At 71.7% G+C, this 19857-nt stretch carries 13 protein-coding genes; 9 read left to right on the top strand and 4 right to left on the bottom strand.

The window, feature by feature from the left end; genetic code table 11:
* The first annotated feature begins 266 nt into the window (after window positions 1–266).
* The 3 genes from dxs to ACFWZ5_RS14555 all read left to right on the top strand — a co-directional run bounded on the left by dxs (window position 267) and on the right by ACFWZ5_RS14555 (window position 5972).
* A complete protein-coding gene (gene dxs, locus ACFWZ5_RS14565) occupies window positions 267–2198 on the top strand; it encodes a 1-deoxy-D-xylulose-5-phosphate synthase (protein WP_384803094.1) in 1932 nt (643 codons plus the stop codon).
* A gap of 696 nt (window positions 2199–2894) precedes the next feature.
* Window positions 2895–4418 carry an amino acid permease gene (locus tag ACFWZ5_RS14560; RefSeq protein ID WP_384890742.1) on the top strand — a complete coding sequence of 508 codons (1524 nt, stop codon included), beginning with the start codon at window positions 2895–2897 and terminating at the stop codon, window positions 4416–4418.
* A gap of 75 nt (window positions 4419–4493) precedes the next feature.
* Complete coding sequence (locus ACFWZ5_RS14555; protein WP_384803597.1) at window positions 4494–5972, top strand: ArnT family glycosyltransferase; 1479 nt, start codon at window positions 4494–4496, stop codon at window positions 5970–5972.
* Between the two features lie 41 nt (window positions 5973–6013).
* On the opposite strand, the gene ACFWZ5_RS14550 is transcribed toward ACFWZ5_RS14555, so the two are convergent.
* Complete coding sequence (locus ACFWZ5_RS14550) at window positions 6014–7036, bottom strand: hypothetical protein (protein WP_384803594.1); 1023 nt, start codon at window positions 7034–7036, stop codon at window positions 6014–6016.
* A 125-nt stretch (window positions 7037–7161) separates the two neighbouring features.
* On the opposite strand from ACFWZ5_RS14550, the gene ACFWZ5_RS14545 reads away from it, so the two are divergent.
* The 5 genes from ACFWZ5_RS14545 (at window position 7162) to ACFWZ5_RS14525 (ending at window position 14255) form a co-directional block, all read left to right on the top strand.
* Window positions 7162–8370, top strand: a complete 1209-nt coding sequence (locus tag ACFWZ5_RS14545; protein ID WP_384803591.1) for a CapA family protein — start codon at window positions 7162–7164, stop codon at window positions 8368–8370.
* Window positions 8371–8648: 278 nt separating this feature from the next.
* Window positions 8649–10895 (top strand): HAMP domain-containing protein, encoded by a 2247-nt coding sequence (locus ACFWZ5_RS14540; RefSeq protein ID WP_384803588.1) that lies wholly within the window; start codon window positions 8649–8651, stop codon window positions 10893–10895.
* A 6-nt stretch (window positions 10896–10901) separates the two neighbouring features.
* Entirely contained in the window at window positions 10902–12677 is a 1776-nt protein-coding gene (pgsB, locus tag ACFWZ5_RS14535; protein ID WP_384803585.1) for a poly-gamma-glutamate synthase PgsB, read from the top strand.
* Window positions 12674–13156 (top strand): poly-gamma-glutamate biosynthesis protein PgsC/CapC, encoded by a 483-nt coding sequence (locus ACFWZ5_RS14530; protein WP_384803582.1) that lies wholly within the window; start codon window positions 12674–12676, stop codon window positions 13154–13156. The genes pgsB and ACFWZ5_RS14530 overlap by 4 nt, the downstream gene beginning before the upstream one ends.
* Window positions 13157–13181: 25 nt before the next feature.
* Window positions 13182–14255 carry a C40 family peptidase gene (locus tag ACFWZ5_RS14525; protein WP_384803580.1) on the top strand — a complete coding sequence of 358 codons (1074 nt, stop codon included), beginning with the start codon at window positions 13182–13184 and terminating at the stop codon, window positions 14253–14255.
* 161 nt (window positions 14256–14416) lie between these two features.
* Here ACFWZ5_RS14525 and ACFWZ5_RS14520 read toward each other — a convergent pair whose 3' ends face one another.
* Window positions 14417–14785, bottom strand: coding sequence for an NTP pyrophosphohydrolase (locus tag ACFWZ5_RS14520; protein WP_384890739.1), 369 nt, complete (start codon window positions 14783–14785; stop codon window positions 14417–14419).
* A 126-nt stretch (window positions 14786–14911) separates the two neighbouring features.
* Between ACFWZ5_RS14520 and ACFWZ5_RS14515 the strand changes: the two genes are divergently transcribed.
* Window positions 14912–15943 (top strand): hypothetical protein, encoded by a 1032-nt coding sequence (locus ACFWZ5_RS14515; RefSeq protein WP_384805939.1) that lies wholly within the window; start codon window positions 14912–14914, stop codon window positions 15941–15943.
* A 239-nt stretch (window positions 15944–16182) separates the two neighbouring features.
* On the opposite strand, the gene ACFWZ5_RS14510 is transcribed toward ACFWZ5_RS14515, so the two are convergent.
* A complete protein-coding gene (locus ACFWZ5_RS14510) occupies window positions 16183–18315 on the bottom strand; it encodes a 3-hydroxyacyl-CoA dehydrogenase NAD-binding domain-containing protein (RefSeq protein ID WP_384805937.1) in 2133 nt (710 codons plus the stop codon).
* A complete protein-coding gene (locus tag ACFWZ5_RS14505; RefSeq protein ID WP_384805935.1) occupies window positions 18312–19538 on the bottom strand; it encodes a thiolase family protein in 1227 nt (408 codons plus the stop codon). Before ACFWZ5_RS14505 ends, ACFWZ5_RS14510 begins: the two co-directional genes overlap by 4 nt.
* Between the last annotated feature and the right edge of the window lie 319 nt (window positions 19539–19857).

Genomic DNA, 19857 nt, shown 5'->3' with positions numbered 1-19857 from the left:
GCGCACCCATACCCCGGCCGCCCCCGCTTTATCCGGCGCCCCCCGCCCCGCTCCGGGTCTTAGGTCTACCGCCCACGGCCATGTCCCCACCCACGTAAAGATGGGAACAGACGTTCCCATTCCTGCCGTCTGTTCTGATCGATTTACGGCCGATCGCGTGACGTACGACTCCCGGCCCGGACTCCGCCGTCAACGGCGGAACATTAGACTCGACAGGCCCGGCAATGCTCGAACAGCGCTGAACGCTCTACTGCAAGGAGGCACGGGTGCCGCTGCTGACCCGCATCACGGGACCGCGCGATCTGGACCTGCTCGGCCCGGAACAGCTCAACCAGCTGGCGACCGAGATCCGCGGCTTCCTCGTCGACGCAGTCTCCAAGACCGGCGGCCACCTCGGCCCCAACCTCGGCGTCGTCGAGCTCACGATCGCCCTGCACCGCGTCTTCGAGTCGCCCCAGGACAAGATCCTGTGGGACACCGGCCACCAGGCGTACGTCCACAAGCTGCTCACCGGCCGCCAGGACTTCGCCAAGCTGCGCGCCAAGGGCGGGCTCTCCGGCTACCCCTCGCGGGCCGAGTCCGAGCACGACATGATCGAGAACAGCCACGCCTCCACGGTCCTCGGCTGGGCCGACGGCCTCGCCAAGGCCAACGAGGTGCGCGGCAAGGACGACCACGTGGTCGCCGTCATCGGCGACGGCGCGCTGACCGGCGGCATGGCCTGGGAGGCCCTGAACAACATCGCGGCCGCCAAGGACCGCCCCCTGGTGATCGTGGTCAACGACAACGAGCGGTCGTACGCTCCCACGATCGGCGGACTCGCCAACCACCTGGCGACGCTGCGCACCACCGACGGCTACGAGCGCTTCCTGGCCCGCGGCAAGGACATCCTGGAGCGCACGCCCGTCGTCGGGAAGCCGCTGTACGAGACGCTGCACGGCGCCAAGAAGGGCCTGAAGGACTTCATCGCGCCGCAGGGCATGTTCGAGGACCTCGGCCTGAAGTACGTCGGCCCGATCGACGGCCACGACATCGAGGCCCTGGAGTCCGCGCTCCAGCGCGCCAAGCGCTTCAACGGCCCCGTCATCGTGCACTGCCTCACCGAGAAGGGCCGCGGCTACAAGCCCGCCGAGGAGGACGAGGCCGACCACTTCCACGGCATCGGCCCCATCCACCCCGACACCGGCCTGCCCATCGCCGCGGGCGGCATGGACTGGACGTCCGTGTTCGGCGAGGAGATGGTCAAGCTCGGCCACGAGCGCGAGGACATCGTCGCGATCACCGCCGCGATGCTGCAGCCGGTCGGCCTGCAGAAGTTCGCCACCGCCTTCCCCGACCGGGTGTACGACGTCGGCATCGCCGAGCAGCACGCGGCGGTCTCGGCGGCGGGCCTGGCCAGCGGCGGCCTGCACCCGGTCTTCGCCGTGTACGCGACCTTCCTCAACCGCGCCTTCGACCAGCTCCTGATGGACGTGGCCCTGCACAAGTGCGGCGTCACCTTCGTCCTGGACCGGGCGGGCGTGACCGGCACGGACGGCGCCTCGCACAACGGCATGTGGGACATGTCGATCCTCCAGTGCGTGCCGACCCTGCGGATCGCCGCGCCCCGCGACGCCGACCAGGTCCGCCTCCAGCTGCGCGAGGCCGTCGAGGTCGACGACGCCCCGACCGTCGTGCGCTACTCCAAGGGCGCGGTCGGCCCGGCCGTCAAGGCCGTCGCCCGCGTCGGCGGCATGGACGTGCTGCGCCGCCCCGACGCCGACCGTCCCGACGTCCTCCTGGTCTCCGTGGGCGCGCTCGCCCCCATGTGCCTGGAGATCGCGGACCTCCTCGACAAGCAGGGCATCTCCACGACCGTCGTCGACCCGCGCTGGGTCAAGCCGGTCGACGAGGCGATGGCGCCGCTGGCGGAGCAGCACCGGGTCGTGGTCACCGTCGAGGACAACTCCCGTGCGGGGGGCGTCGGTTCGGCGATCGCGCAGGCGCTGCGGGACGCGGGCGTGGATGTGCCGCTGCGGGACTTCGGCATTCCGCCGCGATTCCTCGACCACGCGTCGCGCAAGGAGGTCATGGCCGAGATCGGCCTGACCGCGCCGGACATCGCCCGTCAGGTGACGGGGCTTGTCGCGAAGCTGGACGGGCGCGTTGAGCGTGGGCGCTCCATGGAGGTCGACTCGGTGGAACCGGCCCGCGACTGACCCCGTCAGGGGCCGGCCCTCTCCCACCCGCCCGCCCGTTTCCAGTCGTCCGCGGGGTGACCGCCCCTGGTGGGGCCTCCCCGCCGTCGGCGGCGGTGGGCTGACCCCGTCGGGGGGCGGTCTTTTCCCGCCCGCCCGCCCGTTTCCAGTTGTCCGCGGGGTGACCGCCCCTGGTGGGGCCTCCCCGCCGTCGGCGGCAGTCGCCGATGGTGGTCAGCCCCCGCCGGGGGCGTCCAGCCGCTGGGAGGGTGGAAACGGGCGGGCGGGTGGGAAACAACGCCGCGCGCAGCGCGGCGGCACCACCCACCGGCCCGCACCCGCCCACGACCCCGACGCACCCCCCCACCGGGCCGCACCAGGTCGGATGCGCCCCCGCCCCGCCGCTCCGCGGCGGGATCCACCCCGCCCACCCACCCCATGCGCTTCCCGCCGGGATCTACCTCGCCCACCCACCCCATGCGCTTCCCGCCGGGATCCGCCCCGCCCACCCACCCCATTCGCCGCCGACGGCGGGGTGTCCCCACCAGGGGCGGTCACCTGTGTCCCACTGGAAACGGGCGGGCGGGTGGGAGAGGGGCGAGCCACCCAGACAGCCGCAGGTTACGGACCCCTTCGCGTGAATCGCCCCGCGTTGGGGCACCCGGTGTACGTCCCCTCTCGATCATGTCGAAGACGACACGCGTGGGAGGTACGCCAGTGAGCAGCACCCTCTTCCGGACGAAGAAGGTCGAGCAGTCCATCCTCGACACCGAGGAACCCGAGCACGCGCTCAAGAAATCCCTGTCCGCCCTCGACCTGACCGTCTTCGGGGTCGGTGTCATCATCGGCACCGGCATCTTCGTCCTCACCGGCACGGTCGCCAAGAACAACGCGGGCCCCGCCGTGGCCCTGGCCTTCGTCGTGGCGGGCGTCGTCTGCGCCCTCGCCGCCCTCTGCTACGCGGAGTTCGCCTCGACGCTCCCGGTGGCCGGCTCCGCGTACACGTTCTCGTACGCCTCCCTCGGCGAACTGCCCGCCTGGATCATCGGCTGGGACCTCGTCCTGGAGTTCGCCCTCGGCACCGCGGTGGTCGCCGTCGGCTGGTCCGGCTACATCTCCTCGCTCCTGGACAACGCGGGCTGGCACCTGCCGGAGGCGCTCAGCGGCAGAGACGGCGCCGACGGCTTCGGCTTCGACATCCTCGCCGCCGCCCTCGTCCTCGTACTCACCGGCATCCTCGTCCTCGGCATGAAGCTGTCCGCGCGGATCACCTCGCTCGTCGTCGCGATCAAGGTGACGGTCGTCCTCGTCGTGATCGTGGCGGGCGCGTTCTTCATCAAGGGCGCCAACTACGACCCGTTCATCCCGAAGTCGCAGCCGGTGGAGGCGGGCGGCGACATCCAGTCACCGCTGATCCAGCTGATGTTCGGCTGGGCGCCCAGCAACTTCGGCGTGATGGGCATCTTCACCGCCGCCTCGGTCGTCTTCTTCGCCTTCATCGGCTTCGACGTCGTGGCCACGGCCGCCGAGGAGACCAAGAACCCGCAGCGGGACATGCCGCGCGGCATCCTCGGCTCGCTGCTCATCTGCACCACGCTCTACGTGGCCGTGTCGATCGTCGTGACCGGCATGCAGCACTACAGCGAGCTCTCCGTGAAGGCCCCGCTCGCCGACGCGTTCAAGGCCACAGGACACCCCTGGTACGCGGGCTTCATCAGCTTCGGCGCCGCCGTCGGCCTGACCACCGTCTGCATGATCCTGCTCCTCGGCCAGACCCGGGTCTTCTTCGCGATGAGCCGGGACGGGCTGCTCCCGCGGTTCTTCTCCCGCGTCCACCCGCGCTTCAAGACCCCGCACCGGCCCACCATCCTGCTCGGCACGATCATCGCGATCGTCGCCGGGTTCACCAGCCTGAGCGAACTCGCCGAGCTGGTGAACATCGGCACCCTGTTCGCCTTCGTGGTCGTCGCCCTCGGCGTGATCATCCTGCGCAGGACCCGCCCCGACCTGCACCGCTCCTTCCGTACCCCCTGGGTGCCCGTCCTGCCGGTGCTCTCCGTCGCCGCCTCGCTGTGGCTGATGCTCAACCTGCCCGCGGAGACCTGGCTCCGCTTCGGCATCTGGATGGCCCTCGGCTTCCTCGTCTACTTCGTCTACGGCCGCTCGCACAGCCGCCTCGGCCGGCACGAGGAGACGACGGTCGGCGAGGTCATCCGCCCACCGGGCCGCGACACCCCGTAGCCGACCCTCGCAGTCGACTTCGTCCGTTTTTCATGCCTTTCGACGGGGGCTGCGGGGCCGGATACGGTGCGTGCCATGCTCGTCGAGCCGCTCGCCCCGCCACGCTCCGCAAGCCCCGCACCCCCTCCCGCCTACTGGACCCGGCTGCTCCCGGGCCTCGCCCTGCTCGCCTGCGCCACCCGCTTGCCGTCCTTCGCGCGGCCGCTGTGGAACCCGGACGAGGGCTATCTCGCCGTCCAGGCACGGCTGTTGGCCAACGGCGGCGCGCTGTACGAGACGGTGGTGGACCGCAAGCCGCCGCTGGTCCCCTGGCTGTACCAGGGCGCCTTCGCGGTCTTCGGCGACGCCTCGCTGCTGCCCCTGAAGCTGCTCGCGGTCGGCGCCCACGTGGCGACCGCCGCGCTCCTCGCGTCCTTCGCCCGGCGCCGCTGGGGCGACGGCGCGGGCCGCACGGCGGGCGTCCTCTATCTGCTGATCTCCGTCGGCCTCAACCCGGAGGACGCCCAGGCGGCGACCTTCGAGGTCTTCATGCTGCCCTGCACGGCGGCCGCCATGTGGTGCGCGGACCGGCGCCGCCCGGGGCTCGCGGGCGCGGCGGTCGCGTGCGCGTTCCTCGCCAAGCAGACGGGCGGCGCGGTGCTGCTCCCGGTGGCGTTGCTGCTGTGGCGGCGCGCCCTGCCGGGCACCCGCCGACGTGACGTACTGCTGCTGGGGGCCGGTCTCCTCGCGCCGGTGGTCGCGGTGGCGCTCGCCACGACGCCCGGGGGCTTCGTCTTCTGGACGGTCACGGGCTCCGGCGCGTACGCCTCCTTCACCGGCTCCGAACTCCACGTGCTGTTCCGCGGCGTCGCGAACACGGCGATCCTCGGCGCCGCCTGCGCCGGGCTCGTCCCGCCGGTCGTACGGGTCCTGCGCGTCGCCAGGACCGGCGCCGCCGAGCTGTGGCTGTGGCTCGTCGCGTCGGCCGCCGCGGTGCTGCTCGGCTTCCACTTCTTCGGCCACTACTTCCTCCAGCTCACGCCGCCGCTCGCGCTGCTCGCCACGGCGGCGCTGCAGATCCTGCCGGGGGAGCGGACCCCGCGGGCGGTCGTCGCGTCGGCGTGCGCGTGCGCGCTCTTCGTCACCTGGGGGCTGCTCGCGCCGCGCCCCGACCTCGCGCACGCCGAGCGGCTCGCGCAGGCGGTGCGGGCGCGGACGGCCCCCGACGACCGGGTCCTGGTCTGGGGGATACACCCCGAGACGTACTGGCTCGCCGACCGCACCCCCGCGAGCCGGTACCTCACGGCGGGCCTCCTGACGAACTACAGCGGCGGCCGCGACGGCCCCCGGGTCGGCGAGCGGTACGCGATGGCGGGCGCCTGGGACACCTTCCGCACCGAGCTCGCGAGCCGTCCGCCCGCCCTGATCGTCGACGACTCCCGCGGCAAGCCGTACGGACCGGACCGGGTGCCGGGGCTCCGCCGGGTCTTGAGGGCGGGGTACGAGCCGGTGGAGTCGGTGGGTGGGGCGGTCGTGTACGTGCGAGAGGGGCGATTCAGCCCGTCCGGCGTGTGAGGACGAGCGCGAAGCGCGATGCTGTTCGGCCCATCCGAGGGTTACCGGCGGCGCCAGTCCCGCGTGACCTCCGCAAGGGCCGCCACGGCCCGGCCGCGGTGCCGCTGCTCCGTACGCAGCTTCGGGGCGAACTCCACGTGCAGGAACTCCGTGTCCTGCGCGGTCGCGTTGCGGCCCTGGACGTTGGTGCGGCCCTCCAGGGGGCACGAGCGGGCCCACGCGCGGCAGACCTCGTAGCCGCGGCGGCGCAGCGCGTCCGCGAGGTCGCGGCCCTCCCTGACGGCCTCCCTGCCCTTGCCCGTGGAGGCGACCACGTCGTGGTCCGGCGCCGAGTCGTCCGCCATGCCGTGCACCTGGATTCCGGGCAGACCGCGCTTGGCCAACTCGTCGCAGATGGCGTGGAACACGCTCTTCCGCCGGTGCGCCACATCCGCCTCGTCTCCGCGCCCCGCTTTGCGATGTGCCCCCGCAATGACGAGTACGCCACCGCGTGAGCGCTGCATCAGCTGGGCCGCGATGCGCTCGGTGTCCCGGTCGGCGGCGGGGTGCGGCACCTGCACGGACCAGCGGACGGGGGAGTCGAGGTCCACGTAGACCCGCCCCCAGCCGCGCGGCGCCGCGGCGTGCTCGGAGCGGTCGGAGACCTCCGCGTACCGCCGTCCCGTACTCGGGTCCGTGATCGTGCGGACGGTGAAGTCCACGTCGGCCAGGCGGTGTTCGGCGCGCTTGCGCTTCCTGTCGACGAGCAGCGCGACGCCCTCGGCGACCGTGCGCCGCTGTGTGGACGACGGGCGGCGGTACCCGCTGTTCTCGGCGAAGCCCGCGGTGTACCCGGCGATCAGCCGGTCGAGGCTCGCCTCGCCGTCGTCCGTGCCGTCGACGTCCTCGTTGTCCCTGTTGCCCTGGTCGTCCCCGCTGCCCCCGGTGTTCCCGTCGCCGGGCGCGGGGGACGACGGCCGTTTCTCCGGCGACCGCTCGCCGGACGCGGAGGGCCGCCGCCCGCCGTCGTCCGACGAGCCGCACTGCGTGAGGCACAGCACACCGGCGACCGTCAGCGCGAGCACGCCGAGCGCACGCGGGACCCGGCGCGCGCGGCGAACTCGGCGAACTCGGTGAACTTCACTCCGGTTTGCGTTCGTTATCGACCGAATTGGAGGGTGAGTCATGGTTGTATAAAGATATCCCCGTGATGACACGTCCTTCCCGCAGGCTCATATCGGTCGGCGCGGCCTCGCTCGTCCTGCTCGCGGGCACCGCCTGCGGCCCCTTCGGCGACGACGACGGCGGCGACCCGGCCGCCGACGCAGGCAGCCCCTCGTTCACCGTCGCCGCCGCCGGTGACATCCTCATCCACCCCCAGCTCACCGAGCAGGCGCGCAAGGACGCCAAGGCGACGGGCAAGGGCGAGAAGGGGATCGACTTCCGGCCCATGCTGGCCGGCATCAAGCCGGTGATCAGCAAGGCCGACCTCGGGATCTGCCACTTCGAGCCGGTGGTGGGCAAGCCCGAGGGCCCGTTCAAGACCTACCCGGACTTCCTGGTGCCGCCGCAGATCACCACCGCGGTCAAGGACGTCGGCTACGACCAGTGCTCCAGCGTCTCGAACCACACCCTCGACCACGGCCCCAAGGGCGTCACCCGCACCCTGAACGCGCTCGACAAGGCGGGCCTGAAGCACACCGGTTCGGCGCGCAGCGCGGCGGAGGCCAAGAAGCCCCTGATCACGACCGTCAAGGGCGTCAAGGTCGGGCAGATCGCCTTCGCGTTCGGCTTCAACGGCCGGCAGATCCCGAAGGACAAGCCCTGGATCGTCAACCAGAACGACTTCGACGCGATCGCCGCCGCCGAGAAGCGGGCCCGCGCCGCGGGCGCCGAGGTCGTCATCCTGAGCATCCACTGGGGCCGTGAGAACCAGCCCAACGCCAGCACCCCGCAGATCAAGCTGGCCCGCCAGATCGCCGAGAAGACCGGGATCAACCTGGTGATCGGCCACCACGCGCACGTCGTGCAGCCGATGGAGAAGGTCGACGGCACCTGGATCGCGTACGGACTCGGCAACCAGATCGCCCGGCACGACGTGCCCAGCGGCCTGACCGAGGAAGGCGTCATCGGCTGGTTCAAGTTCTTCAAGCGCGACGGCAAGTGGGACGTCCAGGCGAAGTACGTGCCGACGTTCACGGAGCTCCCGCCGGACCCGGACGAGACCGGGGAGCTGCCCAAGGGGGCCGTCAAGGACCACCGGCTCCTCGACATCGCGGCCACGCTGCGTGACGGAAAGGGCCTCAGCGACGAGCGCCGCGCCCGGCTCCGGCTCGCCTTCGAGCGCACCGAGGGCACCCTCCTGAACCGCGGGGCGAGCAAGGACGGCCTGGAGCCGCTGGAGAGCCTGCCGGACTAAAACATTCCGCAACATCCGGAAGAACGCCAGGTCATGGCCCGCGAAGAGGCCGCGGCGCGCGTCGTGAGTTGATCTTTGACGTAGGTCACATCTCGCAACCCGCGTACATCCCTTCGCGTGCGCCGCGGGTCATGACCTTCCGACCGCACCTGCCTGCGCAAGAGCGCAGGCCCGCGCAACCCGTACTCAGTGTCACCGATGTGTCACTCCAGGAGAGGAGCACCCCCTTGGCCGCTTCGTCGTCGAAGCGGCGGCACAAGGTCCGCCGAAGGACCGATATGTCACTCATCGGAGGCATCCGGCCCCCGATCGCCGTGCTGTCGGTTCTGCTCCTCGCCCTGGCGGGCGTCACCGCCCTCGCTCTTGGCCGCGTCGGCCAGGAGGCGGTCCCCAAGGCCGTCAAGCAGTCCCAGCAGCACTTCGCCGAGGACGGCGCCATCGCCCTGCGCGCCTCCATCGACGAGAGCGTCACCGACCTGACGCGCACCGCGGGCCTCTTCAGCGCGGGCGACCCCGTGCCCGCCGACGCCGTGCTCGACAAGATCGGCAGCGTCTACCAGAAGTGGATGGGCACCGCCGTCGTCGAGATCCGCTCCGGCAAGCTCCTCGCCGCGCGCGGCGAGAACGTGCCCCTGGCCGCGATCGACCGCTCCAAGCTCAAGGACGAGGACGGCCTCAGGCCGCGCATGGTCCGCCTGGAGAACGGCGAGACCCGGCTGCTCGCCTTCGCCGTGCTCAGCTGGAAGGGCCAGCCGCAGCAGCTGCTCGTCGCCTCCAACAGCCTGCGCTTCCCCGGCATCAGCCTCGGCAACTTCCGCTCCATCGCCGTCGTCGGCCAGGACGGCAACGTCCTGAGCACCGACGGCATCCCCGAGCCCGAGCAGGTCCTCACCGACCTGCAGCGCAAGGAAGTCAAGCAGTCCAACAAGCAGCTCAAGGCGTTCGCCAAGTCCGCCGCCAAGAAGTCGCGCAAGCACCCCCTGATGGCCAAGGAGCCCGGCTCCGGCGGCTACAAGGGCGTCAGCGGCTACCTGGTCGGCGACAGTTTCCTCAGCGAGCGGGCCGTCGCCGGCTACGCCTCGCTCGCCGCCCCCGAGGCGGGCGAGCAGACCGTGGCGACCCGGCTCGGCCTCAGCGTCGTCGCCATGCAGCCCGTCGCCGAGGACCAGGAGCGACGCAACAGCTCCGCGTTCGGCCTGCTCGCCGCCGGTGCCCTGCTGATCATCGGCGGCCTGACCGTCTTCCTGCTCCTGCGCACCGTGCAGCGCCCGCTCATCCGCCTGTTCCTGGAGAGCCGCAGGCTCACCCGCGGCGACCTCAGCCGCCCGGTGACCGTGCCCAAGTACGGCGAGGCCGCCCGCATCGGCGGCGCCCTCGAACGGCTGCGCCGCCAGCTGCTCGGCGAGCCCGCCGAGGCCACCGCGGCGCCCAAGGCCAAGCCCGGCAGGCTCCGCGGGCGCGGCACCCGCACCCTCCTCGCGGTCTGCGGCGTGCTCCTGCTCGTCTGGTCGGCGCCGCTGCTCCTGCTGCTCAACCGCGCGGGCGACACCGTCCAGGTCCCGCAGCAGCTCGTCAACGACCAGCGCGAGCGCACCGACACGCTCACCGACCGGGTCCGCCGCGCCCTGAACGAAGGCCACGCCGACCTCACGTCGGTGGCCTCCCTCATCGGCGCCCGCACCGAGCCCGACCAGATGGGCAAGGTCCTCGAAGGCACCCTGAACCAGCACACCCGCTACCGCTCCCTGTACGTCCTCGACAAGGACGGCAAGGTCCTCTCCGAGGCCGGCGAGGACCCGCGCGGCGCCGGCAAGGAGCCGTCCGACCAGCCGATCCGCGTGGTCGACGACGGCGGCAAGGAGCCGGTGATCATCGGCACGGCCGAGGTGCCGGGCCGGGGCGGGGCCGCCGTCGTCGGCGAGTTCCGCATCGACTTCCTCAACTCGCTGCTCAAGCGCCCGGGCCTCGGCGCGGTCCGCGTCGTCGACAAGGACCGCAAGATCATCGGCGGCAACACCGGCTACCGCGAGTTCCAGGGCCTGCCCGGCGGCCGCCTCAACGCGCTCGTCGAGGGCACCAGCCAGAAGGTCGGCCTCAGCCCGCGGCCCAGCGGCGTCCTGTACCGCGACGGCGGCGACATCCAGATCGCGGCCGCCGCGCCGTTCGTCGGCGGCGGCGCCGCCAAGTCGCTCGGCTGGACCGTGGTCAGCTGGCAGCCCGCGTCCGGACTGCCCATCCCCGAGTACACGCTGCAGAACCGCACGGTCCTCGCCGGCATGCTCGGCATCACCGCCGCCGCGGCCTGCCTCGGCTGGCTGCACATCGTCGTCGTACGCCCGCTGCGGCAGCTCGCCGACCGGGCGGAGGCGCTCGCCGACGGCGACCGCCGCACCGTCCTCTACCCGGTCCACCACGACGAGGTCGGTGCCGTCACCCGCAGCCTCGAACTCATCAGGCAGCAGCTGCCGACGGGTTCGAAGGGCAAGCGGGACGGCGTCGCGGCCGGTCTCGCCGGAAGGAACTGAACCGACGTGTACTTCCTCTACACCGTCCTCGTGGTGTGCTGCGCCATCCTCCTGGTCGCCGGAGTGATCGAGCAGCGGCGGCACTTCACCAACCTGGAGCACATACCGTCGCGGGTGCTCGTCAACGGCATCCGCGGCAAGAGCTCCATCACCCGCCTGTGCGCGGGCGCGCTGCGCGGCGGCGACCTGACCACGGTCGCCAAGACCACCGGCACCGCCGCCCGGTTCATCCACCCCGACGCCACCGAGGAGCCGGTCTACCGCAAGTTCGGCATCGCCAACGTCGTCGAGCAGATCGGCATCGTGCGCCGCGCGGCGGCGTACAACCCGGACGCCCTGGTCATCGAGTGCATGGCGGTCATGCCGGCGCTCCAGGAGATCAACCAGTCCAAGCTGATCCGCTCCACCATCGGCGTCCTCTGCAACGTCCGCGAGGACCACCTCGCCGAGATGGGCCCGACCCTCGACGACGTCGCCCGCTCCCTCTCCCGCTCCATGCCGGAGAACGGCATCTGCGTCACCGCCGAGAAGGACCGCTTCGACATCCTCAAGGAAGAGGCCGACGCCCGGAACTGCGAGCTGATCTACGCCGACCCGGAGACGGTCACCGACGAGGAGCTGCGCGGCTTCAGCTGGTTCACCTTCAAGGAGAACGTGGCGATCGCCCTGAAGGTCGCCGAGCTCCTCGGCGTCGGCCGCGAGGTCGCCCTCCAGGGCATGTACGACGCGCCGCCGGACCCCGGTGTCCTCTCCGTCGAGCGGTACGTGACCGAGGAGGGCAAGAAGCTCCGCTTCGCCAACGTCTTCGCGGCCAACGACCCCGAGTCGACGCTGATGAACATCAACCAGCTGCTCGACCTCGGCGCCATCCACCGCCCGCTCAACGTCGTCATCAACTGCCGCCCCGACCGCGTCGAGCGCAACGGCCAGATGGGCGAGATCATCCCGGACCTCAAGCCGGACAAGGTCTTCGTCATCGGCCACCCCGCGAAGAGCGCCATCGACGCGATCCCCTCCGAGTGGCGCTCCCGCGCCGTCGACCTCGGCGGCGACCGGCGCGACCCCGAGGAGTTCATGGCCCAGCTGCTCGGCCAGCTCGGCCAGGACTCCTCGCTCGTCGCCATCGGCAACATCCACGGCCAGGGCGAGCTGCTCCTTGAGCACCTCGCGGAACTCCCCGCCGACGAGAGCGAGGAGCCCGAGGCGGCGCCCACCGCCGAGGGCGTGGTCGAGCGGACCCAGCCGACACCGCTGTACGAGCCGCACCTCGACCCCTACCAGCACTACCCGGAGGCGTACGAGACGCGGTACACGCAGCCGCTCCAGCCTGCGGTGGTGCAGCTGCCGTCGCAGCGGACGCCGGACCAGACGTACGCGGCGGCGGCGTACGGGACGTACGACCAGTACGGCCAGCACCAGCAGTACGACCAGCACCAGCCGCACCAGCAGAACCAGTCGCACCAGCAGCACCAGCAGTACGACCAGAACCAGCAGTACGCGGCCGCTGCCCCGTACGCGACCCCGGCCCAGGACCCGTACGCGCACCAGGAGCAGCTGTACGCGCAGCACGAGCCGTACGCGCACCAGGAGTCCTACGCGCCGCACCAGGAGCCCCACGCCTACGCACCGCAGCAGGTCACGCCCCCCGAGGCGTACCCGCCCGCGCAGGCGCCGGACCCCCAGCCCCCGGCGCCCCGCGGCCTGTTCGAGCCGCGCGTCCCGCCCGTCCCGCCCGCCGCCGACGACACCCAGCAGTGGCACAGCCCAGGAGAGCCCCGTTGATCCCCTCCGTCCTCACCCCCGAGATCGCCGCGGTCGGCATCGCGCTCGGGCTGCTCTTCTCCCTGGTCTGCTATCTCACGACCAACCTCTCGCCCGGCGGCATGATCACCCCGGGCTGGCTCGCGCTGACCCTCGTCGAGGACCTCCAGCGCGCCGCGATGGTCGTGGGCGTCACGGTCCTCTGCTACGTCTGCACGCTCCTGATGCAGCGCTTCGTGATCCTCTACGGCAAGCGCCTGTTCGCCGCGGTCGTGCTGACCGGCGTGGTGCTCCAGGCCACCGTGATGATCGTGCTCTCGCTCGAGTTCCCGCTCATGTACAGCAACCAGACCCTCGGCTTCATCGTGCCGGGTCTGATCGCCTACCAGCTGGTGCGCCAGCCCAAGGGCCCCACCCTGCTCGCCACGGGCTCGGTGACCCTCATGGCCTATGTCGTCCTCACCGCCGGGATCCTCCTCGGCTTCATGCCGTCCGCCTGACCGGCCCGACCTACCGGAGCCACACATGCCGCCCAAGAAGAAGCGCCCCGCACTCCACGCCGTGACCGTCCTCGCCCTGCTCGCGGGCAGTGCCTATCTGACCGTCGAACTCCGCAAGGACGAGCAGGACAAGGCACCCGAGGTGCAGGCCGTCACCGACACGCCAGGACACCTGAAGAACGGCGCGTCGGCCCAGGGCGGCAAGCAGTCGTGGGAGCGCCTGCGCAACCCCGACCGCTCCGTCCTGCGCACCGAGGACGGCAAGGTCCTCGCGTCGTTCACGGACGGCGCCCGCACCGCGACGCTCACCGGACCGAGCCGCACCTTCACCGAGCCCGCCAACACCAAGTCCCGTGTCGTCACCGACGACTGGGTCCGCCTGATGCCGGAGGTGTGGCGCAAGGGCGCGGAGAAGGAGAAGTGGTTCAAGGACTGGTACAAGGAGTTCGCGGGCAGCGAGGAGGACGACATCTTCGCGATGGCGTTCCAGTACGTCGAGGGGGCGCCCGTCAAGAAGGACGACGAGGGCATCGCCTACGCGGGCGACGCCAACTTCGGTCCCCTCAACCCGAACGGCAGCGAGGGCAACGACCTGCGCGAGGAGCAGTCCGACTTCTACGACTACCTCGGCATCCCGTACACCTTCCGCGACGGCACCACGATCCAGCCCGAGGCCAAGCGGGCCCGCGCGATGGACTGCTCCGGCTTCATCCGCACCGTCTTCGGGTACCGGGCGCGGTATCCCCTGATGTCCTCCGACACCGCGGGTGACGGCCTGCCCCGCACGGCCAACGGCATGGCGCGCGGCAGGGTCGGCACGGACGTCATCAAGCTCAAGGGCGTGGGCGCGGCGGACCGCCCCAAGTCCATCGACGTCATCCAGCCGGGCGACCTCGTCTTCTTCAAGCTCGACGCCCGCACGAAGCAGCGCCTCGACCACGTCGGCATCTTCCTCGGCCACGACGCGGACGGCCACAAGATCTTCATCTCCAGCCGCGAGGAGGTCAACGGCCCGACGATCGGCGACAAGGGCGGCACGTCCCGCCTGGACGGAAACGGCTACTACGCGTCGACGCTGCGCAGCGCCAAGCGAATCTGACGCGGTTCTTTACGGGGCCCGCGCCTCCGTACGCCGCCGGCGGTGAGCAACCCCCACGAGGGGCGTTCACCCGCCGGGAGGGCAGAAACGGGCGGGCGGGTGGGAAACAAACCGCCGCGGTAGCGGCGGAAACCCCCCACCGGCCCGCACCCGGCCCCGGGTCAGGGGCGGACGGTGCGCGGGCCGACGGCCCGCGCACCGAGCGCGGCGACCCGTTCGCGGAGTTCGCGGTCCGCCGTGACCACGACCACCGGCCCCGCCACGCCCGCGACCAGCTCCACGATCCGGTCGTCCCCACTGGCGGGCGCCGCCTCCACCCGCACCCCGGGCACGGACTCCACCCCCCGGGCCCGCCCCTCGACGACGAGCACCACGTCCAGGGGCCCGGGGACCTCCGGCACCCCGGAGCCGGCGACCGCAACCAGACGGTCGCGCAACCGCTCCGCGGCCCCACGCCGATCCCGCCACCACCCGTCCGGCACGGAACCGACGACATTGGCGGCATCGACGACCAGGGTCACTCTGTCCATGCCGCAAGGGTCGCACGGGCCACCCGCCCGGGTACGGCCCCGGTGCCGCCGCCCATTAGAGTGGGTCCCACCGCAACCCCCACAGCCCCGGAATGCCGCATGCCTCCAGCCCTGACCACCTCGGCCGTGAACGGCGACTGGCTCATACGCGGACGCGACGGCAGGCTGTGCGTCTACGGCTTCGGCCCGCAGGGCGACAGCATCGTGTGCCGCGTGGAACAGACCCGCGGCGGCCCCTGGACCGCCCCGCGCGTCGTCGGCGGCGACCAGCGCGTGCACCCGGTGCTCGCCGCCGCCCAGGGCGCGGACGGCTACGCCCACCTGGTGTCGTGGCGCCCCACCGTCCCCGGCGAAGCGGGCCTCGTGCACTCCACGCACTTCCAGCCGCACCTGGCCGCCCTCGACTGGAACCCGCTCGGCCACCCGAACAAGAAGGGCGACCGCACCGGCGTCCCCGCCGTGACGGTGGACGCCGAGGGCCGCGCCCACGTCTTCGTACCGAACCGCGGCGGCGGTCTGAGCATGCGCGGCCAGAAGGAGAAGGGCGGCTGGGGCCCGTGGCGCGACCTCAAGGGCACCGGCGTACGCGGTGAACTCGCCGTCACGACGGCCGAGTCGGGCCGCGTCGTGGCGTACGCGGCAACGGAGGAGACGATCCTGCGCTGGCGCCAGCACGGCCCGGGCAAGGTCCCGGTGATGGACGAGCCGCTCGCGGTCCGGGCGCGCCCCGGCACGCTGCGCGCGCTCGCCACGTCCGCCGAGCACACCACCCTGTTCTTCACCGACGAGGACGGCGAGCTGTGCGCGTGGCGCGGTGACGAGGAGCCCGTACGGATCCTGCCCGCCGCGGGCCCGGGACGGGTGTACGCGGTGCGCTGCGAGCTGGACGGCCACGACTGCACCCTGCTCGCGCAGCGCGCGGAGAGCGGCCGCGTCGCCTTCGCCGCGTACCCGACCGAGCTGGAGTCGGCGGGCGCCTGGTGGGCGGAGTCGGGCCCGGCCCTGCCGGTGGACACGCGGATCGCGCTCGGCGGGGATGCCGCGGGCGGCGTGGTCGCGGCGACGTTCGTGCCCGGCACGGGCGAGCTGCGCCTGACCCACCGCAAGGACGAGCCGGGCCTCGCCCTGAAGGCCTGGGAACAGGCCGCCCCCGCCTGACGCGGTGACGCACAGCGGCCGAACAACAGCCGCACAGCGCCGGAACAGCAGTCGCGGAGCAGCCGAAGAACGGCCGAAGAGCCTCCGAAAAGCGACCGAAAAGCGACCGAAAAAAGCCCAAGATGTGGCCGATAATCGGCCGAGAACCTGCCGGGAAACCCGCCGCGAGCAGCCCTGAACGCCGGTGCCCGGCACGCCAGTCGGCGTGCCGGGCACCTTCGCGAACCAGCGTTACGCGGTTACGCGGGCACGCTCGCGACACCCGGCTCCAGGAACCGCTTGCCGTTGACGCGCTCGCTGACGCCCTCACGGTCCAGGTACGGCGTGATGCCACCCAGGTGGAAGGGCCAGCCCGCGCCGGTGATCAGGCACAGGTCGATGTCCTGCGCCTCGGCGACGACGCCCTCGTCGAGCATGAGCCCGATCTCCTGGGCGACGGCGTCGAGCACGCGGGCGCGCACCTGCTCCTCGGTGAGGACCGTGTCGCCCTGCTTGAGCAGCGCGGCGACCTCCGGGTCCAGCTCCGGCTTCCCGCTGTCGTACACGTAGAAGCCGCGCTTGCCCGCCTCGACGACCGCCTTGAGGTTCGGCGACACCTTGAAGCGGTCGGGGAAGGACCGGTTGAGGGTCTCCGAGACGTGCAGACCGATGGCCGGGCCGACCAGCTCCAGGAGGACCAGCGGGGACATCGGCAGGCCGAGCGGCTCGACGGCCTTCTCGGCGACCTCGACCGGCGTGCCCTCGTCGATGACGTTCTGGATCTCGCCCATGAAGCGGGTCAGGATGCGGTTCACGACGAACGCCGGGGCGTCCTTCACCAGGACCGCGGTCTTCTTCAGCTTCTTGGCGACGCCGAAGGCCGTGGCCAGCGAGGCGTCGTCGGTCTGCTCGCCGCGCACGATCTCCAGGAGCGGCAGGATCGCGACCGGGTTGAAGAAGTGGAAGCCGACGACCCGCTCCGGGTGCTGGAGCTTCGACGCCATCTCCGTCACCGACAGGGACGAGGTGTTGGTCGCGAGGATCGCGTGCGCCGGAGCGACCGCCTCCACCTCCGCGAACACCTGCTGCTTGACGCCGATCTCCTCGAAGACGGCCTCGATGATGAAGTCCGCGTCGGCGAAGCCCTCGGCCTTGTCGAGGACACCGGTGACCAGGGCCTTGAGGCGGTTGGCCTTGTCCTGGTTGATCCGGCCCTTGCCGAGCAGCTTGTCGATCTCGGCGTGGACGTAACCCACGCCCTTGTCGACGCGCTCCTGGTCGATGTCGGTCAGGACGACCGGCACCTCCAGGCGGCGCAGGAACAGCAGGGCGAGCTGCGAGGCCATCAGCCCTGCGCCGACGACACCGACCTTCGTGACCGGGCGCGCCAGGTCCTTGCTCGGGGCGCCCGCCGGGCGCTTGCCGCGCTTCTGCACGAGGTTGAACGCGTAGATGCCGCTGCGCAGTTCGCCGCCCATGATGAGGTCGGCGAGCGCCGCGTCCTCGGCGTCGAAGCCCTTCTGGACGTCGCCGTCCTTCGCGGCCGCGATGATCTCCAGGGCGCGGTACGCGGCCGGGGCCGCGCCGTGCACCTTGGAGTCCGCGATGGCGCGGCCACGGGCGACCGCCGCGTCCCAGCCCTCGCCGCGGTCGACGTCCGCGCGGTCGACCGTGACGGCGCCGCTGAGGACGGACGCCGTCCACACCAGGGACTGCTCCAGGAAGTCCGCGCCCTCGAACAGCGCGTCGGCGATGCCGAGCTCGAAGACCTGGGCGCCCTTGAGCTGCTTGTTCTGGTTGAGGGAGTTCTCGATGACGACCGAGACCGCGCGGTCCGCGCCGATCAGGTTCGGAAGCAGCGTGCAGCCGCCCCAGCCCGGCACGAGCCCGAGGAAGACCTCGGGGAGCGAGAACGCGGGCAGCGCCTTCGACACGGTGCGGTACGTGCAGTGCAGACCGACCTCGACGCCGCCGCCCATCGCGGCACCGTTGTAGTACGCGAACGTCGGGACGGCGAGCGACGACAGCCGCTTGAAGACGTCGTGCCCGCCCTTGCCGATGGCCAGCGCGTCCTCGTGGCGCTTGAGAATCTCCACGCCCTTGAGGTCGGCGCCGACGGCGAAGATGAACGGCTTGCCGGTGATGCCGACGCCGACGATCCCGCCCTCGGCCGCCTCCTTCTCGACCTGGTCGATCGCGGCGTTCAGGTTCGCGAGCGAGCCGGGGCCGAAGGTGGTCGGCTTGGTGTGGTCGAAGCCGTTGTCCAGGGTGATGAGCGCGAACCGCCCCGCCCCGCCCGGCAGGTCGAGGTGGCGTACGTGCGCCTGCGTGACGACCTCGTCCGGGAACAGCTCGGCCGCGCCCTTCAGGAGCTCGGTGGTCGTGGTGCTCACTTGTCGCCTCCGGCGTCCTTGTGGTGCGGGTTCTCCCAGATGACCGTCGCGCCCATGCCGAAGCCGACGCACATGGTGGTCAGGCCGTAGCGGACCTCCGGCTGCTCCTCGAACTGCCGCGCCAGCTGCGTCATCAGGCGGACACCGGAGGAGGCCAGCGGGTGGCCGAACGCGATGGCGCCGCCGTACTGGTTGACGCGCGCGTCGTCGTCCGCGATGCCGTAGTGCTCGAGGAAGGCGAGCACCTGGACGGCGAACGCCTCGTTGATCTCGAAGAGCCCGATGTCACCGATGCCGAGCCCGGCCTTGGCGAGCGCCTTCTCCGTGGCCGGTATCGGCCCGTACCCCATGACCTCCGGCTCGACGCCGGCGAAGGAGTACGACACGAGCCGCATCTTCACCGGAAGCCCGTTCTCACGGGCGAAGTCCTCGGAGGCGATGATCGAGGCGGTGGCGCCGTCGTTGAGCCCCGCGGCGTTGCCGGCCGTGACGCGGCCGTGCGTGCGGAACGGCGTCTTGAGCCCGGCCAGGTTCTCCAGCGTGGTGCCCGGGCGCATCGGCTCGTCCTGCGTGGCGAGCCCCCAGCCGGTCTCGCCGACCTCGGGGTCGGTGCGCCGGACGGAGATCGGGACCAGGTCCTGCTGGATCTTGCCGTTGGCGTACGCCTTGGCGGCCTTCTCCTGCGAGCGCACCGCGTACTCGTCGGCGCGGAGCTTGGTGATGCTCGGGTAGCGGTCGTGCAGGTTCTCGGCGGTCATGCCCATGAACAGGGCGGACTCGTCGACCAGCTTCTCGCTCACGAACCGCGGGTTGGGGTCGACGCCCTCGCCCATCGGGTGGCGGCCCATGTGCTCGACGCCACCGGCGATCACGGCGTCGTACGCGCCGAAGGCGATCGATCCGGCGGTCGTCGTCACGGCGGTCAGGGCGCCCGCGCACATGCGGTCGATCGAGTAGCCCGGTACGGACTGCGGCAGACCGGCGAGGATTCCGGCCGTGCGGCCGATCGTCAGCCCCTGGTCGCCGATCTGCGTGGTCGCGGCGACGGCGACCTCGTCGATCTTGGCGGGGTCGAGGGCCGGGTTGCGGCGAAGGAGCTCCCGGATCGCCTTCACGATCAGGTCGTCGGCGCGGGTCTCGTGGTAGATGCCCTTCGGGCCCGCCTTGCCGAACGGGGTACGGACGCCGTCGACGAAGACGACGTCCCTGACGGTACGAGGCACGATGGCTCTCCTCCAGGGTGCGGTGCGCCTGCGGCGCGCTTCCTCGGCCCATGCTACTTATCGGTAACTACGAGGCCAAGGGAGGTCCCGGAGAGGTTCACGTCACATGCCCGACCCGGGCCCTCCCACCCGCCCGCCCGTTTCCACCCCCACGCGGGGCGGACGCCCCCTGCGGGCCCTGCCCGCCGCCGACGCCTACGGCTCCCCGCCGCTTCTTCCCCACCCGCCCGCCCGTTTCCACCCCCACGCGGGGTGGACGCCTCCTGTGGGTCCTGCCCGCCATCGGCGCCTGCGGCCTCCCGCCGCTATCGCGGCGCTT

This window comes from Streptomyces sp. NPDC059003 (assembly GCF_042740445.1).
Classification (GTDB): Bacteria; Actinomycetota; Actinomycetes; order Streptomycetales; family Streptomycetaceae; genus Streptomyces.
This window is presented reverse-complemented; position numbering and strand designations above follow the sequence as displayed.

Coding starts and splice junctions, on each gene's coding strand:
- ACFWZ5_RS14555 (WP_384803597.1), top strand. CDS start 4,494: ATGCTCGTCGAGCCGCTCGCCCCGCCACGCTCCGCAAGCCCCGCACCC.
- ACFWZ5_RS14545 (WP_384803591.1), top strand. CDS start 7,162: ATGACACGTCCTTCCCGCAGGCTCATATCGGTCGGCGCGGCCTCGCTC.
- ACFWZ5_RS14525 (WP_384803580.1), top strand. CDS start 13,182: ATGCCGCCCAAGAAGAAGCGCCCCGCACTCCACGCCGTGACCGTCCTC.
- ACFWZ5_RS14520 (WP_384890739.1), bottom strand. CDS start 14,785: ATGGACAGAGTGACCCTGGTCGTCGATGCCGCCAATGTCGTCGGTTCC.
- ACFWZ5_RS14540 (WP_384803588.1), top strand. CDS start 8,649: ATGTCACTCATCGGAGGCATCCGGCCCCCGATCGCCGTGCTGTCGGTT.